Source organism: Vibrio sp. SCSIO 43137, assembly GCF_028201475.1.
Taxonomy (GTDB): Bacteria; Pseudomonadota; Gammaproteobacteria; order Enterobacterales; family Vibrionaceae; genus Vibrio.
Genome location: NZ_CP116383.1, coordinates 1,747,945 through 1,762,910, shown reverse-complemented (window position 1 = coordinate 1,762,910; position 14,966 = coordinate 1,747,945). Strand labels below are relative to the sequence as shown.

Genomic DNA, 14,966 nt, shown 5'->3' with positions numbered 1-14,966 from the left:
TGATCTTTACCTACTGAGTGAAAATGAAATAAACACTACATATAGGGGTTTCGATCTGAGCGACTTACAAGATAGACGGATCTTTACGGTTTTTCAATATTTGCCTTGTGTGAAGATCTGTGGATAAGTTGTATAAATTGTAACAATGGTTAGTAGCTGCTTACTGAGGAAAATAGGCGGCAATTAGAGGGGGTAAACTAGCGATTTCGTTCCTTATTCCAGAAACAGAAAATAAAAAATATTTTTCTTGATTTTAGCCGAAAAGTCACTGTGAAGATCCATAAGATTCGTAAGTGAATTTCCGGCTATTTATTGAGCTGAAATCTTAAGCGGTTTTCTGGGTGTGGATGATGTAGTTTACATCTACGTTGCTGCCCAGTTTGTAGTTGTCTGTAACCGGGTTGTAGTGCAAACCTGTGATACCAAGTTCTGTCAGGCTGGTTTGGTCAATCATCTTCAAAAGCTCAGAAGGCTTAATAAACTTTTCGTGGTGATGGGTGCCTTTAGGAACAATTTTTAGTAACTGCTCTGCACCAACAATAGCAAACAGATAGGACTTAATATTGCGGTTAAGGGTAGAGAAGAACACCTTACCACCCGGTTTTACTAACTGTTCACAGGAACGGACAACAGATAGTGGGTCCGGTACATGCTCAAGCATCTCCATACACGTTACAACGTCGTACTCACCGGCATGTTCCTGAGCGTGTTGCTCGATAGTGCTTTGAATATACTCAAGCTTTGTGCCTGTCTCTAATGCATGCAGGCGGGCAACTTCGAGGGGCTCTTTGCCCATATCCAGTCCGGTCACTTTCGCGCCTTCCTTTGCCATGCTTTCGGCCAGAATTCCGCCGCCGCAGCCAACATCTAATACGCGTTTGCCGAATAGGCCATCGCAAGCGTCTAAAACGTAATTAAGCCTGAGTGGGTTTATCTGATGAAGGGGCTTAAACTCACCTTCCAGATCCCACCAGCGAGAGGCCATATCTTCAAACTTTTTAATTTCATCTAAATCGACATTCATAACTAACTGCCTGTAATTGTAATTTGTGGCAAACAGAGGTAACAGTCCGGGCTATCAACGCCGGATAAACCTCAACTTTTTAATAAAGAGCGGTTTGCGGCAGGCCGGGTGAACTCTGAAAAGCATATTTGCAGTTAAAATAGTGCTATTTTGTCGCGAATAAAACTAATTTATTTAATTTCTTAACGGGAAGGCGATAATTTATTGTCAACAACTGATGAAAAACCAACCACTATTCAAACGCATAGATCCAGATAGTCGTTTTTTTGTACGTTAGAATCTAAACCAATGTCACAACATTATAAAAGGTGAGTGAAAGGGATGCAGAATCCGTTAATTATGTGATATATTTTCTCTCCTTGTACGTATCGAATATACGATCAAACTATAGAGGGATAATGGCTCTATGAGCGATCTAGCTAAAGAGATCACGCCCGTAAACATAGAAGATGAGCTTAGAGGTTCATACCTCGACTACGCGATGTCTGTAATCGTGGGTCGTGCTCTTCCTGATGTGCGTGATGGCCTAAAACCAGTACACCGCCGCGTTTTGTTCGCGATGAATGTATTAGGCAATGATTGGAACAAAGCATATAAAAAATCCGCCCGTGTAGTAGGCGATGTAATCGGTAAATATCACCCTCACGGTGATAGCGCGGTATACGACACGATTGTTCGTATGGCGCAGCCATTCTCACTGCGTTACATGTTAGTTGATGGTCAGGGTAACTTCGGCTCAATTGACGGTGACTCCGCGGCGGCAATGCGTTATACCGAAGTTCGTATGGCGAAAATTGCCCACGAACTGTTGGCAGATCTTGATAAAGAGACTGTAGATTACGTACCAAACTATGATGGTACAGAACAGATTCCTGCTGTATTACCAACTAAGATTCCTAATCTATTGGTAAACGGTTCTTCAGGTATTGCGGTTGGTATGGCAACCAATATACCTCCGCACAACCTGACGGAAGTTATCGAAGGTTGTCTTGCTTATATTGACAATGAATCCATCACTATCGATGAATTGATGGATTACATTCCGGGTCCTGACTTCCCGACAGCGGCACTGATTAGTGGCCGTAAGGGCATTGTCGACGCTTATAAGACAGGTCGCGGTAAAGTTTACATGCGTTCTAAGGCTGATATTGAAGCTGATAAGAACGGTAAAGAGACCATTGTTGTTACTGAGATCCCTTATCAGGTTAACAAAGCCCGTCTAATTGAGAAGATTGCTGAGCTGGTTAAAGATAAGAAGGTTGAGGGCATCAGCGCACTGCGTGACGAGTCTGACAAAGACGGTATGCGCATCGTAATCGAATGTAAGCGTGATGCGGTAGGTGAAGTGGTTCTGAATAACCTTTATTCACTGACTCAGCTTCAGACTACTTTTGGTATCAACATGGTTGCCCTTGATAACGGCCAGCCTAAGCTATTCAACCTGAAAGAGATGTTGAAGTGCTTTGTTGATCACCGTCGTGAAGTGGTTACCCGCCGTACCATTTACGAACTGCGTAAAGCACGAGACAGAGCTCATATCCTTGAAGGTCTGGCGCTGGCACTAGCCAATATCGATGAAATCATTGAACTGATTCGTAGTGCTCCGACTCCGGCTCAGGCTAAAGAAGGTCTGGTTTCACGTGGTTGGGATCTGGGTAATGTAGCCGGCATGCTTGAGAGAGCAGGTACCGATGCAGCACGCCCTGACTGGCTTGAAGTACAGTTTGGTATCCGTGACGGACAGTATTATCTGACTGAGCAACAAGCACAGGCTATTCTTGATCTTCGTCTGCAGAAACTGACTGGTCTGGAACACGAGAAGATTCTGGACGAGTATAAAGAGCTGTTAGACGAAATTGCAGAACTGATGCATATCCTTGCCAGCACTGAGCGTCTGATGGAAGTTATCCGTGAAGAGCTGGTTGCAGTAAGAGATGGTTTTGGCGATGAGCGTCGTACAGAAATCACGGCTGCTGTCCATGATATCGATATGGAAGAGCTGATTGCTAAGGAAGACGTAGTTGTTACCTTGTCACATGAAGGCTATGTTAAGTACCAGTTACTAAGCGAATACGAAGCACAACGCCGTGGTGGTAAAGGTAAGAGTGCGACTAAGATGAAGGACGAGGATTATATCGAGCGTCTGTTAGTTGCTAATACTCACGACAATATCCTCTGCTTCTCTACTCGTGGTAAGACTTATCGTCTGAAAGTGTTCCAGCTTCCTCAGGCAACAAGAACGGCTCGTGGTAAACCAATCGTCAATATTCTTCCGCTGGAAGAGGGCGAGAGAATTACAGCGATTCTGCCTGTTTCCGAGTATTCGAATGATAAGTACATCTTTATGGCAACGGGTGACGGTACGGTTAAGAAGACCTCTCTGGATCAGTTTGCTAATGTACGTTCAAACGGTCTGATTGCGGTTAACCTGCGTGATGATGACTCTCTGATTGGCGTTGATATTACCGACGGTGACAGCGATATCATGCTGTTCTCGAAGACAGGTAAAGTTGTACGCTTTAAAGAAGATCACGTTCGTGCAATGGGTCGTACAGCCGCTGGTGTCCGTGGTATGAAACTGGCAGACGGCGATCAGGTGGTTTCACTTATCGTTCCTGCTAACCAGGGTGACGTACTGACAGTAACTCAGAACGGTTACGGTAAACGTACTATTCTTGATGAGTATCCGACCAAGGGTCGTGCCACTCAGGGTGTTGTATCTATCAAGGTTTCTGAACGAAACGGCGAAGTTGTCGGTGCGGTTCAGGTTGAAGATGGCGACGAATTTATGATGATCACCGATGCCGGTACGCTTGTTCGTACAAGGGTTGCAGAAGTGAGTCAGGTCGGTCGTAATACACAGGGTGTTACTCTGATCCGAACGGCTGAAGATGAAAACGTTGTTGGCCTTCAGAGAATCGACGAAGTTGAAGAAGTTGAACTGGAAGAGGGCTCTGAAACTGAGTCAGCAGAAGCAGCAACTGAAGCTCCTGAGCAGGATGCACCTTCTGAAACTGAAGAGTAAATTCAGTTAAATAAGCATAGTAAACCGGGCGAAAAGCCCGGTTTTTTTATGCCTGTAATGTTAAAATATCTGTCTGTTTTAACGATAGATTCTACTTATGCATATAACTCTGCTTTCCCTGCTGGCGATAGCCGCTGCTACGTTACTTTTTATAAAAATATCCGGTAAAAAACAACTTAAACTGCCAATAGTTATCAGCGGTTCTCTGGTTCTCTGCGCATTAGCGATTTGGTTCACAGTACCTTTCTGGGCAGTGGATCCTCAAAATCCGGATAGGGTTGCGACTAAAGCTGATAAATCTGAAGGCAAGACCATAGATGCGATAATTGAAGAGATTCAGGATCAGCTGCGCGAAGACAGAAATAATGAAGACTTGTGGTTCCAGCTTGGTCAGGGCTATTTTGCTAACGGTGAATTTGAATCGGCTTCTACCTGCTTTAGCTATGTTCTTCGCTTGACCGATGAGCCGTCTTCTACGGTTTTTGCGGCCAAAGCCACAGCGGATTATTACATTAGCTCTCAACGGATTACCGATCAGATACAGCAGTTACTTGATATCGCACTGGAGAAAGATCCACTAAACGATACCGCATTGATGTTGATTGCTAATGACCACTTCTTAAGTTTCCGTTATAAAGAGGCTATCGCCGTTTGGCAGTCGATTTTAGACTCAGACCGGCCAAATATAGACCGGGTGACCATTATTAATTCTATAAATAAGACAAAAGAGATGATGAACTAACAGTTCGAAACTATTAAATACATCGTACACACAAGATACCGGCTTTTATTGCCGGTATTTTTGCATCTAAGCAATAGCAAAACAGCGTTGTGAGTGTCTAGTCCGGGCTCTGAACATCGCTCAACTAACGGAAAATTAGAGCTAGCAGAGCGAGATTTTAAGAGTCTGTTTGGATGATTAGACTTGCCGGCAGGTAAAGTTACAAACGAGATGCAAGGGAAGGGGAGGAGTGTCACCCTGAAAGAGCTTCACCATTCGTAGATGTTGCTACCGGACATAGAGGTATATGGATAGTGCTTTACCTGAAGGACGCAAGAAGTTAACTGAACGGGGACGATGCATTAGGTATTCGTTGCTATGGAGTTTTTTCTATAAAAAATGCCGGCAATTGCCGGCATTTTATCAGTAAGATTAACTAGCGATTAGTAGCTGTACTTAGCTTCGCGAGCTTCTGCTTTCTTGTCCCACTCAGGAGCAAGAGTTTTCAGGAACTCTTGTTTTTCAGCGTTCATCTTATCCATGTCCATACCAAGAGCTTTCTGTGCAGCTTCTTTAGTAGAGATATCAGGGATTTGAACTGGCTCTGTGATGCCTTTCTTCGCTAGAAGACGTACAAGTTTAGTACGAGCGTCTGCAGCTTTATCTACCGCAGTACCAAGAATTTCAAGAGCAACTTCAGGAGCGTGCATATGTACACCGTGAGATGCAATTGCATAGTCCCAACGCCACTGAGCATGACGGATATCCATCAGGATAGGCTTCATTTCAGCTTCAGTTGCACCAGCTTTCCAAGCTGCACCAGCTTCGAAGTGAGCAGCAACGATTTGCTTCTCTGCAGTCAGTTTCATGTTAAGAACCTGAGCTTTGCGAGTTGAAACTACTTCTTCCAGGAACTCTTTCTCTTGGTCGTGACACTGAGCACATGTGTCATCAAAGCGATCTAGAGGGTTACCCACTTTGTGGTCTGTGTAAACATTACCGTCAGCGTCTTCAACTTTAGGCATGTGACAGTCAGCACAAGTCACACCGTTCTTACCGTGCATACCCATCTTCCAGGTTTCAAAACCTGGGTGCTGAGCTTTAAGCATAGGTGCTTTAGATACTTTGTGAGTCCAGTCTTTGAAGTTCAGAGCATCGTAGTAAGCTTCCATGTCACCAACAGTCGTGCCTTGATCCCAAGGGAACTTAACAGACTTGTTAGGGCCAGTGAAGTAGTACTCTACGTGACACTGAGCACAAACAGTTGCTTGCTTCTCGGAGTCATCTTGCTCATCGAAAGGCATACCGATTGTAGCGAATGCACGCTCAACGTATGGGCGAGTAACCATTAGCTCTGGTTCACCGTTTTTGAATGCTTCGCTCTTCGTGTTGTGACAGTCTGAACAACCGATTGGGTTCACGACTTCGTGACCAAGACGAGCCCACTTACCAGTGAAGTAGCCATCTTCGCCTTTCTCATCGATTACGCGAGCAACGTCAGGGCCCTTACAGCTCCAACATGCCGCCGGCATAGGACCAGTTTTCTCATCTTTTGGCGCACCAGTACGTAATGTGTTACGTAGGTCGTCAATAGCATAGAAGTGGCCACGTGCCTTGTTATAGTCTTTTGCAAAGCCATAACCAGCCCACAGAATAACCATGTTAGGATCATGTGCTAATGCATCTTCGATTTCACTGCTTTCAGAAGTTTGTTTCCAAGTTTTGTATTGATCAGCGTGTGAAGCCTCGAAACTATCGTTGCGTGGGTCACCGATCTTACCTTCAGCGGCACCAACACTAGCTGCACTAAAAATTAAGCTAGCAGCGATGGCTGTTATGGAACTTGATATCCAGTGCTTATTCATGGTGTTGCCTCCATGTTTGTTGTTTTTTCATTATTTACTCCGTTTACTTTTTTATACCTAGCGTTGTGGACTGGTATCCAAAATAAGATCTTGGAGTTACTGGTTTATTCTAGCTAAAAATTATGAAATGTTATTAAACAAATTAAATAAATTGTTTCAGATCAATTTAAGCAGGTGATCCAAACCACACTTCATATTTTATACCCCTTAAGGGTTAGTTTGGGTTATATATATAGTTAATATATTAACATTGTTTTTCTACCCCTAAAGGAGTAGGTTTAACATAAAATTAACGCTATATATTCAACGGCTTAGAGTATCTCCTCAGTAAAAATAAGGTGAATTAGGTCACTTTTTTAGAGACTGAATAGAGTATTGAGCAAATAAATATTTATACTATATTCCAACTAGCGTTGTGGCTGTTTCAAAATAAGACTTATTCTCATTTGGAGTTATTTTAAACTTCATAAACTTTTATATTTGTTCAAAAGTTAAATGATATTTTTAGTTATTAATACTTTTGAAATGTAGGATAGGTAAACATGAGCAATCGTAGGTTGACCATAGCCATAATGATGAAGTCTCTTCTTATATTATGTCTTTATGGTTTTTCATTTAATAACGCAATAGCTGCGGATGGGGCATCAGCCTCGCAAGCTGAAACGGCAACCGCAACTAAAGCCGTTAAAAAGGTTAAGAAAACAACACGTAAGAAAAAAGACAAAGACGCTAAATGTCTTAAGTGTCATAACTCTGCACGCGTTACCCAACATGAAACTCATGGACAAGCCGCTACAGACATACTGGGTAAGCCGGTAACTTGTGAGAGCTGCCATAACAAAGTCGGTACCAAACATCGTAACGGTGCCAAGAAAGTGACCAAATACTCATCTGCGCAATCTCAGCCGGGAACGAAGAAGAAACTGTTAACTCAGGACGAAGTGTTTAAGGCCAATAAAGAGTGCGTTGAATGCCACGACGGCAAATCCCTGCAAAAAGCAAGCTGGACTCATGATGTACACGCTCTAAATCTAACCTGTTCGAACTGTCATGATATTCATGTTGCAACACCAGAAAGTAAGAAGATCAAGAACAAAGCAAGACTGAAGAAAAAGAACGACACAGGTGTGGACATTCTTCAGTTTGATAATCACAAAGAGATTGTAGGTATGTGTGTCGACTGTCACTCCGATTTCAACGCAATCAATGCGAAAAAGGAGGATAAGTAATGAGTTGTTCAAGACGTAATTTCTTAACCGGAGCGGGAGCCGTTATTGTCACAACGGGCGTTGCCGGTACCTCTGTGATTAGCAGCAAGTCATTGGCAGAATCAAACGACAAGCCTGAAAACAAGCGTTACGGAATGGTGTATGACGAAACCTTATGTATCGGTTGTACTGCTTGTGAAGAAGCGTGTCGCGAAGTAAACAGTGTTCCTGAAGGTGTTTCAAGACTGAAAATTGAACGTAGCGAGCCAATTGGCGAGTACCCGAATGTGGATTACAGCTTTAACCGGGTTTCCTGTCAGCACTGTGAAAATGCACCATGTGTCATGGTTTGTCCGACTGGCGCTGCTTATAAAGATGAAGAGACAGGTATTGTTGATGTTCACAATGATAAGTGTGTAGGTTGTGGCTACTGTCTGGCTGCTTGTCCTTATCAGGTTCGTTTCTTTAACCCGGTAACAAAATCTGCCGACAAGTGTAACTTCTGTCGCGATACTAATCTTGCGCAAGGTAAACTGCCTGCTTGTGTTGAATCTTGTCCTACCAAAGCACTGACTTTTGGTGACTTAAACGATCCTCAGTCTAAGATTAACGCGGTTCTGCGCGATAAGATTGTTTATCGAGATAAGGTTCAATTAGGAACCAAACCTAAGCTATACAAAGTTCCACACGAGAAAGGGGAGATTTAAAATGGAAGCTGCGTTTAATTTCGATTCCCTTGTATGGGACTGGATTATTGCTATTTACCTGTTCTTAGCAGGTATGTCTGCCGGTTCAGTAATGATATCTATCTATCTGAAGCGTAAAGTTATTGAAGGTGATCCTGCTAACAACGGTATTCTTCAGGCCACAGCATGGCTTGCTCCGTTTGGTATTATCTCAGGTCTGACGATTCTGATTTTCCACCTGACTAAGCCGCTAATGTTCTGGAAGATCATGCTTTATTACAACACCTCTTCGGTGATGTCTATGGGTGTGATGCTGTTTAACATTTATATGGCTGTTCTGTTTGCCTGGATTGCAATCATCTTTAAGAACACCATCTTAAGCTATACGCCTAAGCCTTTTAAGTTTATCGGTGATTTGATTGATAAGATCGCTAAGTTTGAAAATGCTCTTGAGCTGTTCCTTGGCTTCCTGGCAATCATTCTTGCCGCTTATACCGGCTTCCTGTTGTCAGCACTTAAAACTTATCCGATGCTGAACAACCCGGTACTGCCGATTCTGTTCCTGTTCTCAAGTCTCTCTTCAGGTGCCGCGGCGGTTATGCTGTTTGGTATTCTGGGCTTTAAAGAACCAGTGAATAGTGCAAGTGTTAAGTGGGTTCACAGCTTTGAACGTCCAGTAGTGATGTTTGAACTATTTGTTATGGTTACTTTCTTTACTGGCCTTATCTTCGCTGGTGGTCGTGCTGAAGCTGCTGCATGGAACGCCATTGGTGGCGGATTCTGGGCTAACTGGTTCTGGTGGGGGGTAATCCTGTTTGGTATGTTGTTACCACTGGCACTGAATGCATTTTGTTCTAAAGAGGTTCGTCACAAATCTGCATTTATCCTTCTGGTAACCACATTAAGTCTGGTTGGAGTATTGATGCTACGCACCTTTATTCTATATGCTGGACAGATGACAGTCGTATAGGAAAAAGAAGGCTTTATCCTGCGGGATAAAGCCTTCAGTTTTAATTTATGTATTCAGAAATCGGTCAATTTTCCCTTCTCTTCGTCGCCATTGCTTCTATCGCTTCCATTGTTATCGCTATTTTAGGTTTACTGCGTAACAAAACTGATTTTACGGTAATGCAGGATGTACTGGCTCACATTAGCTTGTTGTTTTCCGTTATTTCAATTTCCGTACTGGCTGTAGCCTTTGTTAATGATGACTTTTCAATAAATTATATCTCCACCCACTCTAATAGCGCTCTGCCGGTTTTCTTTAAAGTGGCGGCGGTATGGGGGGGTCATGAAGGGTCGTTACTTTTCTGGGTGATTACCCTTGCGGTATGGAATTCGGCAATAACTCTGATGAGGGGGCGCTTACCAAGCGACTATCTGAGCAAAGTAATCATTATCTCATCAAGCCTTGTGGCTGTATTTGCACTGTTTACCCTGATCGCTTCAAATCCGTTTGAGCTAAATAGCGTAATCCCTGAGCAGGGCAGGGATCTTAACCCTATGCTGCAGGATATCGCCCTGATATTTCATCCGCCGCTCTTATATGTTGGTTATATCGGTTTCTCTTCTAGTTTTGCTTTTGCCCTTGCAGCACTGTGGCAAAAAGAAGTTCCTACTTACTGGCTTAAGGTCAGCAGACAGTTCTCCCTGTTTGCATGGGTGTTTCTTAGTGCCGGCATCCTGCTTGGTGCATGGTGGGCTTATTATGAGCTTGGCTGGGGTGGCTGGTGGTTCTGGGATCCGGTAGAGAACGCCTCTTTATTACCCTGGCTGACCGCGACTGCGCTTATTCATAGCCTGATAGTCAGTGGCCGCAGCAGAAGATTGCTGGGGTGGACCCTGTCTCTTTCATTTATTACTTTCTCCCTGAGTCTGCTGGGTACCTTTGTGGTTCGCTCGGGGATTTTGACCTCAGTACACGCTTTTGCCGTTGATCCAACACGTGGCGTAGTATTGATACTGATACTGCTCGCCTTAGTTTTACTTGGATTTGGTAGCCAGATTTTCCGTTCTGAAGATATCCGTTCAGAAAGAATTACCAGTTTTACGGGGCAGGGATTTATGTTCCTGTTGGTTAACGGCTTGTTCACCATAGCAATGCTGACGGTATTGCTGGGAACCTTCTACCCTATGATTTTCCAGATTTTCTCTCTGGGGAAAATATCCGTAGGGGCACCTTACTTTAATACACTGTTTGCACCGCTTACTTTTATGGCCTTGTTACTGATGAGTATTGCGCCAATACTGTTTTCTAACCGTAGTGGCAAAATGAAATCATTTGTATTGCAGCTCGGTGCGGCTGTCGTTATTGGCGCTCTTCTTTACCGGTTACAGTATGCAGAGATGGAGTGGATGGTACTGATTACCTGGATACTGGCCAGTAAAGTCACTATTGCAACTCTGATTCAGGGCCTTAAAGCGCCTAACGCTAAAGCGCGCTTTAAAATGTTACCTATGTGGATTGCTCATATTGGCGTAGTGCTTATCTCTACCGGTGCGGCAATGAACGCTTATCACTCTCTTGAAACCAGCAATAAATTACAGGTGAACAGTGAACTGACTTTTGGCCGCTTCAATCTGAAGTTTGAACGTCATGAGCTGTTTGTCGGGCCTAACTATACTGCTGAAAAAGTGATTCTTAGTGCCAACAATAAAGATAAAATTATACCGGAGCGAAGACATTATCAGGTCAGGGTAATGAATATGACTGAGCCGGGTGTGCGCAGCTACTGGGATGGTGATCTTTATATTACTCTTGGTGAAAAGCTTCATGACGGTTCATTTGCCGTAAGAATCCAGTACAAAGCCTATGTACAGTGGATTTGGTGGGGCGGGGTGATTATTATTCTTGGCGGAGTTATGGCCTTTATCTCCCGTATTATTAACCGTATTCCAAAGGACGACATTCAATGCGCGTAGTTAAAATATCGCTGTTTCTGACTGTATTGATCATTGTGTTTGGTGCACTTACTTACGCTCTTAATGACGATTCCGCGGAACAGAATACCGCCATGCTAGATAAGCCAGTACCTGCTTTTAGCCTTGCCAGTCTCTCAGACAACAGCAAGATTATTGATCAGCAGTCGTTGGCCGGAAATGGTTATAAGCTTTTAAACGTTTGGGCATCATGGTGTGGTGTTTGTAAATTAGAGCATGATTATCTGTTGCAACTTGCCGGTAATGGCGTGGATATTGTCGGTCTCAACTACAGGGATAATCGAAAAGATGCCCTTAACGTTTTGAATAAAGATGGCAACCCATACAGTGAAGTACTGTTTGATCCCGACGGTAATCTGGCACTTGATCTGGGTGTAATAGGCACTCCGGAAACCTTTTTAATTGATAACAACGGAGTGATAGTTAAAAGGATTAGTGGTGTACTTGACCAACAGGTATGGGACTCAACTTTTGCCGGTTTCTTTGGAAAGTAAAACATGAAAAACCAGACTGCTACATTCAGCGCTTTTATTCTGCTCTTGATTAGCGTTAGCAGCTTTGCTGCACAAAACAGTAACCAGACTATCTTTTACGATGACAATAAAGATGTAGCCATTAAGGTAGATCTGTTCGAGTTTGACTCGGAAGAGCAGAGACAAAACGCTGTGCATCTGGCTAAAACCCTGAGATGTCCCCAATGTCAGAACCAAAATTTGGTTGAGTCTAACTCGCCTGTCGCCAAGGACTTGCGCCTTAAAGTTTATCAGATGATTAAGCAGGGCCATTCAGATGAAGAAGTGGTCGCGTATATGACAGAGCGATTTGGCGACTTCGTTTTGTATGATCCGGCATTAAACAGCAAAACTTATCTGCTCTGGTTTATCCCGGTACTACTGCTTCTTACCGGAGTAGGGCTGGCCATAAGAAGCGTTAAACGTAAGTAGTCAGAACAGCATTGTTGATATCTTATAATTCCGGTTGATGAATTTTATAAATGTTATAATATAACATTCGTAGCTTCTCAATTGAGATGTTTTAAGTTTTGGCCAATGTTTCACTGTTGAATTCTTCAAATCAGCCCCAATATTGCCAATATCAGAATGAAAAAGAGAACTTACCCCTTGATGAGGTAGGTAAAGTTAAGTGAGTAAAGTTATGGCGGAAGTCCGTGCCAGAGTAGCGTTAAAAGTCGGTTTAAAAAGCAATATTGATGCTGAAATCCTATCTTTCCGTGGTTTAAAAAGTGATAAAGAGCATGTTGCTCTTGTATTTAAGTCCGCTGATTCTCATAAGCAAACCCCTCTGGTGAGAATGCACTCTGAGTGTCTGACCGGTGATGTGTTTCACTCATCACGCTGTGATTGCGGTGAGCAGCTAGAAGAAACGATCACCAAAATGGGCAGTGAAGGTGGCATTATCCTTTATCTGCGTCAGGAAGGACGTGGCATTGGTCTGTACAACAAAATTGATGCCTATCGGCTACAGAGTCAGGGTATGAACACCTATGAAGCTAACAATCACCTTGGCTTCGGTGATGATTTACGTGACTTTGAAGAAGCGGCGCAGATGCTGTCAGCCCTTGGCATTAACAAAATAAATCTGATTACTAATAATCCTAAGAAGATCAACGAGATTCAGGAGTATGGCATTGAAATTGAGCAGGTGGTTCATACTGCAGCCCATGTAAAAAGCGGTAATGAAAACTACCTGAAGGCGAAAGTTTCCCACGGTAAACACCAGCTTGATATCTAACTGATCTAGTTTTTATATACCCTCCTATATAAACGGTGCTCATTTTCAGTGAGTGCCGTTTTTGGTATCCGATATTAAATTTTACATATCCTGCTTTTTTTGACCTCAGTTCCAAAAACTTTGCCATACTTAAAGGGTACAAGGAGTTGGGAGGCTGGAATATGTACCGTTTTCTGCTTACAGTCTTATTGATTTGTGCCTCATCAGCAGGCATGGCAACGGAAAAGTTTGTTCAGCTAGGATGGCTAAAGCCCAACGCCTCCCTGATAGACGAATTTATCTATCCTGAACAATTGCAGACCCTCTATGCCAATAACCATTATCAAATGATCTGGTATCAGGATGGTGCGGGAGAGTTGTTAGAAGCTCATATTTCCTTACTACACTACTCAGAGTTGAGTGACTTTTTCTCAAGGCGATATTTTGTACTTCAGCAGTTGCGGAATAAGCAGAGGTTGTTTGAGTATGACTTACTGGCCACGGACACATTGATTGCTTATCAGCAATATGTAGCAGAAACGAAAAATCACGGCGAGCAGTGGTTTTACGGTAACTACATCCCAGATAATGAACTGTTTCAGGGAAGAGCAGATCTTTCTTTGTTGGAACAGCATATATACTTTGACTCCATTAAAACGTATATAACAGCGCTTTCACCTTTACAGGAGAGCGTTCAAAACGTAATGCCGGCAATAGCTAAACTAAAACTGGCTGTAGAGCAGGGGTTTCCGCTATACAAACAGCGTGGGTTGAAAAGAGAAGGAGATAAACTGCCACAAATACCTGATTTACTACGCCGTCTAGAGGTAATAAATATTGAGGTCAGCCATATCGATCCTAATGAACCTTACTTCGATAAAAGCTTAACAAAGGCAGTGAAAATGTTTCAGGCACGACACGGAATTAAGGCCGACGGAATTATAGGCCCGGAAACACTTTTCTGGATTAACTACCCACTAAGGGACAGGATCAGAACCATTGCCCTTAACACTGAACGGGCGAGATTGTACCCGAGTAACAAAGAGAACATCATTCTGGTTAACCTGCCAGAGTTTGAGTTGAGCTACTGGCATAAGGGCGAGGAGACTTTTAGTTCTAAAGTCATTGTGGGAAGAGTTGAGCGAAAAACACCCATGCTGAAAGTAAAACTGGATACTCTTATTTATAACCCGACATGGCGTGTGCCGGGCAAAATATTGAGGGAAGATATTATTCCCGCCATTAAACGGGATCAGACTTATCTGGAAAAAAACAATTTTCGCATTGTAGAAAGCTGGAGTGCAGAAGAAGAAGTGATGCCAGATTCAATAAACTGGGACGAAGTTACGCCGGATAACTTTAAGTATAAGCTTATTCAGGAGCCGGGCCAGCGTAATGCTCTGGGGCAGTATAAATTCAATACACCTAACCCAAGGGCGATTTTTTTGCATGACACCCCTTCAAAACACCTATTCGGGCAAAGTATTCGTGCATACAGTTCGGGCTGTGTCAGGGTTCAGTATGCCGATAAGCTAGCCATGGCTTTACTTAACAATCAGCAAATTATACCGCCACAAGATCAAGAGCTTGCCGGAGAAATGAACTACAGAGTACCTCTTAAACAGCGAGTGCCGGTTTATATTATTTATCAGACAAGCTGGTTGGATGATGGCCAGATACAGTACAGAAAAGACGTTTATGATTATGATAGACGGAAGCAAGATCTCATTCTGACCATAAATTAAATATTAGTTATATCAATAAAA

At 43.2% G+C, this 14,966-nt stretch carries 12 protein-coding genes; 10 read left to right on the top strand and 2 right to left on the bottom strand.

Annotated elements, in window-relative coordinates:
* Positions 1-325: 325 nt before the first annotated feature.
* Positions 326-1,024: a bifunctional 2-polyprenyl-6-hydroxyphenol methylase/3-demethylubiquinol 3-O-methyltransferase UbiG gene (gene ubiG, locus PK654_RS08220; protein WP_271695045.1), complete on the bottom strand. Its 699-nt coding sequence runs from the start codon at positions 1,022-1,024 to the stop codon at positions 326-328.
* Between the two features lie 406 nt (positions 1,025-1,430).
* On the opposite strand from ubiG, the gene gyrA reads away from it, so the two are divergent.
* Complete coding sequence (gene gyrA / locus PK654_RS08215) at positions 1,431-4,049, top strand: DNA topoisomerase (ATP-hydrolyzing) subunit A (protein ID WP_271695044.1); 2,619 nt, start codon at positions 1,431-1,433, stop codon at positions 4,047-4,049.
* Between the two features lie 97 nt (positions 4,050-4,146).
* On the top strand, positions 4,147-4,791 hold the full coding sequence (locus PK654_RS08210; protein ID WP_271695043.1) for a hypothetical protein: 645 nt from the start codon (positions 4,147-4,149) through the stop codon (positions 4,789-4,791).
* 422 nt (positions 4,792-5,213) lie between these two features.
* Here PK654_RS08210 and nrfA read toward each other — a convergent pair whose 3' ends face one another.
* Positions 5,214-6,635, bottom strand: coding sequence for an ammonia-forming nitrite reductase cytochrome c552 subunit (gene nrfA / locus PK654_RS08205; protein ID WP_271695042.1), 1,422 nt, complete (start codon positions 6,633-6,635; stop codon positions 5,214-5,216).
* Between the two features lie 542 nt (positions 6,636-7,177).
* Between nrfA and PK654_RS08200 the strand changes: the two genes are divergently transcribed.
* The 8 genes from PK654_RS08200 to PK654_RS08165 all read left to right on the top strand — a co-directional run bounded on the left by PK654_RS08200 (position 7,178) and on the right by PK654_RS08165 (position 14,945).
* Positions 7,178-7,864, top strand: a complete 687-nt coding sequence (locus tag PK654_RS08200) for a multiheme c-type cytochrome (protein WP_271695041.1) — start codon at positions 7,178-7,180, stop codon at positions 7,862-7,864.
* A complete protein-coding gene (nrfC, locus tag PK654_RS08195; RefSeq protein WP_271695039.1) occupies positions 7,864-8,550 on the top strand; it encodes a cytochrome c nitrite reductase Fe-S protein in 687 nt (228 codons plus the stop codon). Before PK654_RS08200 ends, nrfC begins: the two co-directional genes overlap by 1 nt.
* 1 nt (position 8,551) lies before the next feature.
* Positions 8,552-9,499: a cytochrome c nitrite reductase subunit NrfD gene (gene nrfD, locus PK654_RS08190; RefSeq protein ID WP_271695038.1), complete on the top strand. Its 948-nt coding sequence runs from the start codon at positions 8,552-8,554 to the stop codon at positions 9,497-9,499.
* 47 nt (positions 9,500-9,546) lie between these two features.
* Complete coding sequence (locus PK654_RS08185; RefSeq protein ID WP_271695036.1) at positions 9,547-11,451, top strand: heme lyase CcmF/NrfE family subunit; 1,905 nt, start codon at positions 9,547-9,549, stop codon at positions 11,449-11,451.
* Positions 11,442-11,963: a DsbE family thiol:disulfide interchange protein gene (locus PK654_RS08180; protein ID WP_271695035.1), complete on the top strand. Its 522-nt coding sequence runs from the start codon at positions 11,442-11,444 to the stop codon at positions 11,961-11,963. The genes PK654_RS08185 and PK654_RS08180 overlap by 10 nt, the downstream gene beginning before the upstream one ends.
* A 3-nt stretch (positions 11,964-11,966) precedes the next feature.
* Positions 11,967-12,413, top strand: coding sequence for a heme lyase NrfEFG subunit NrfF (gene nrfF / locus PK654_RS08175; RefSeq protein WP_271695034.1), 447 nt, complete (start codon positions 11,967-11,969; stop codon positions 12,411-12,413).
* A 211-nt stretch (positions 12,414-12,624) separates the two neighbouring features.
* Positions 12,625-13,221, top strand: a complete 597-nt coding sequence (locus tag PK654_RS08170; protein ID WP_271698836.1) for a GTP cyclohydrolase II — start codon at positions 12,625-12,627, stop codon at positions 13,219-13,221.
* 161 nt (positions 13,222-13,382) lie between these two features.
* Positions 13,383-14,945, top strand: coding sequence for a L,D-transpeptidase family protein (locus PK654_RS08165; RefSeq protein ID WP_271695033.1), 1,563 nt, complete (start codon positions 13,383-13,385; stop codon positions 14,943-14,945).
* Positions 14,946-14,966: the final 21 nt, after the last annotated feature.

Bases quoted from the DNA above. Each gene is read 5' to 3' on its own strand.
- PK654_RS08210 (WP_271695043.1), top strand. From the start codon at position 4,147: ATGCATATAACTCTGCTTTCCCTGCTGGCGATAGCCGCTGCTACGTTA.
- nrfA (WP_271695042.1), bottom strand. From the start codon at position 6,635: ATGAATAAGCACTGGATATCAAGTTCCATAACAGCCATCGCTGCTAGC.
- PK654_RS08185 (WP_271695036.1), top strand. From the start codon at position 9,547: ATGTATTCAGAAATCGGTCAATTTTCCCTTCTCTTCGTCGCCATTGCT.
- nrfD (WP_271695038.1), top strand. From the start codon at position 8,552: ATGGAAGCTGCGTTTAATTTCGATTCCCTTGTATGGGACTGGATTATT.
- PK654_RS08170 (WP_271698836.1), top strand. From the start codon at position 12,625: ATGGCGGAAGTCCGTGCCAGAGTAGCGTTAAAAGTCGGTTTAAAAAGC.
- PK654_RS08180 (WP_271695035.1), top strand. From the start codon at position 11,442: ATGCGCGTAGTTAAAATATCGCTGTTTCTGACTGTATTGATCATTGTG.
- PK654_RS08165 (WP_271695033.1), top strand. From the start codon at position 13,383: ATGTACCGTTTTCTGCTTACAGTCTTATTGATTTGTGCCTCATCAGCA.
- gyrA (WP_271695044.1), top strand. From the start codon at position 1,431: ATGAGCGATCTAGCTAAAGAGATCACGCCCGTAAACATAGAAGATGAG.
- PK654_RS08200 (WP_271695041.1), top strand. From the start codon at position 7,178: ATGAGCAATCGTAGGTTGACCATAGCCATAATGATGAAGTCTCTTCTT.
- nrfF (WP_271695034.1), top strand. From the start codon at position 11,967: ATGAAAAACCAGACTGCTACATTCAGCGCTTTTATTCTGCTCTTGATT.
- nrfC (WP_271695039.1), top strand. From the start codon at position 7,864: ATGAGTTGTTCAAGACGTAATTTCTTAACCGGAGCGGGAGCCGTTATT.
- ubiG (WP_271695045.1), bottom strand. From the start codon at position 1,024: ATGAATGTCGATTTAGATGAAATTAAAAAGTTTGAAGATATGGCCTCT.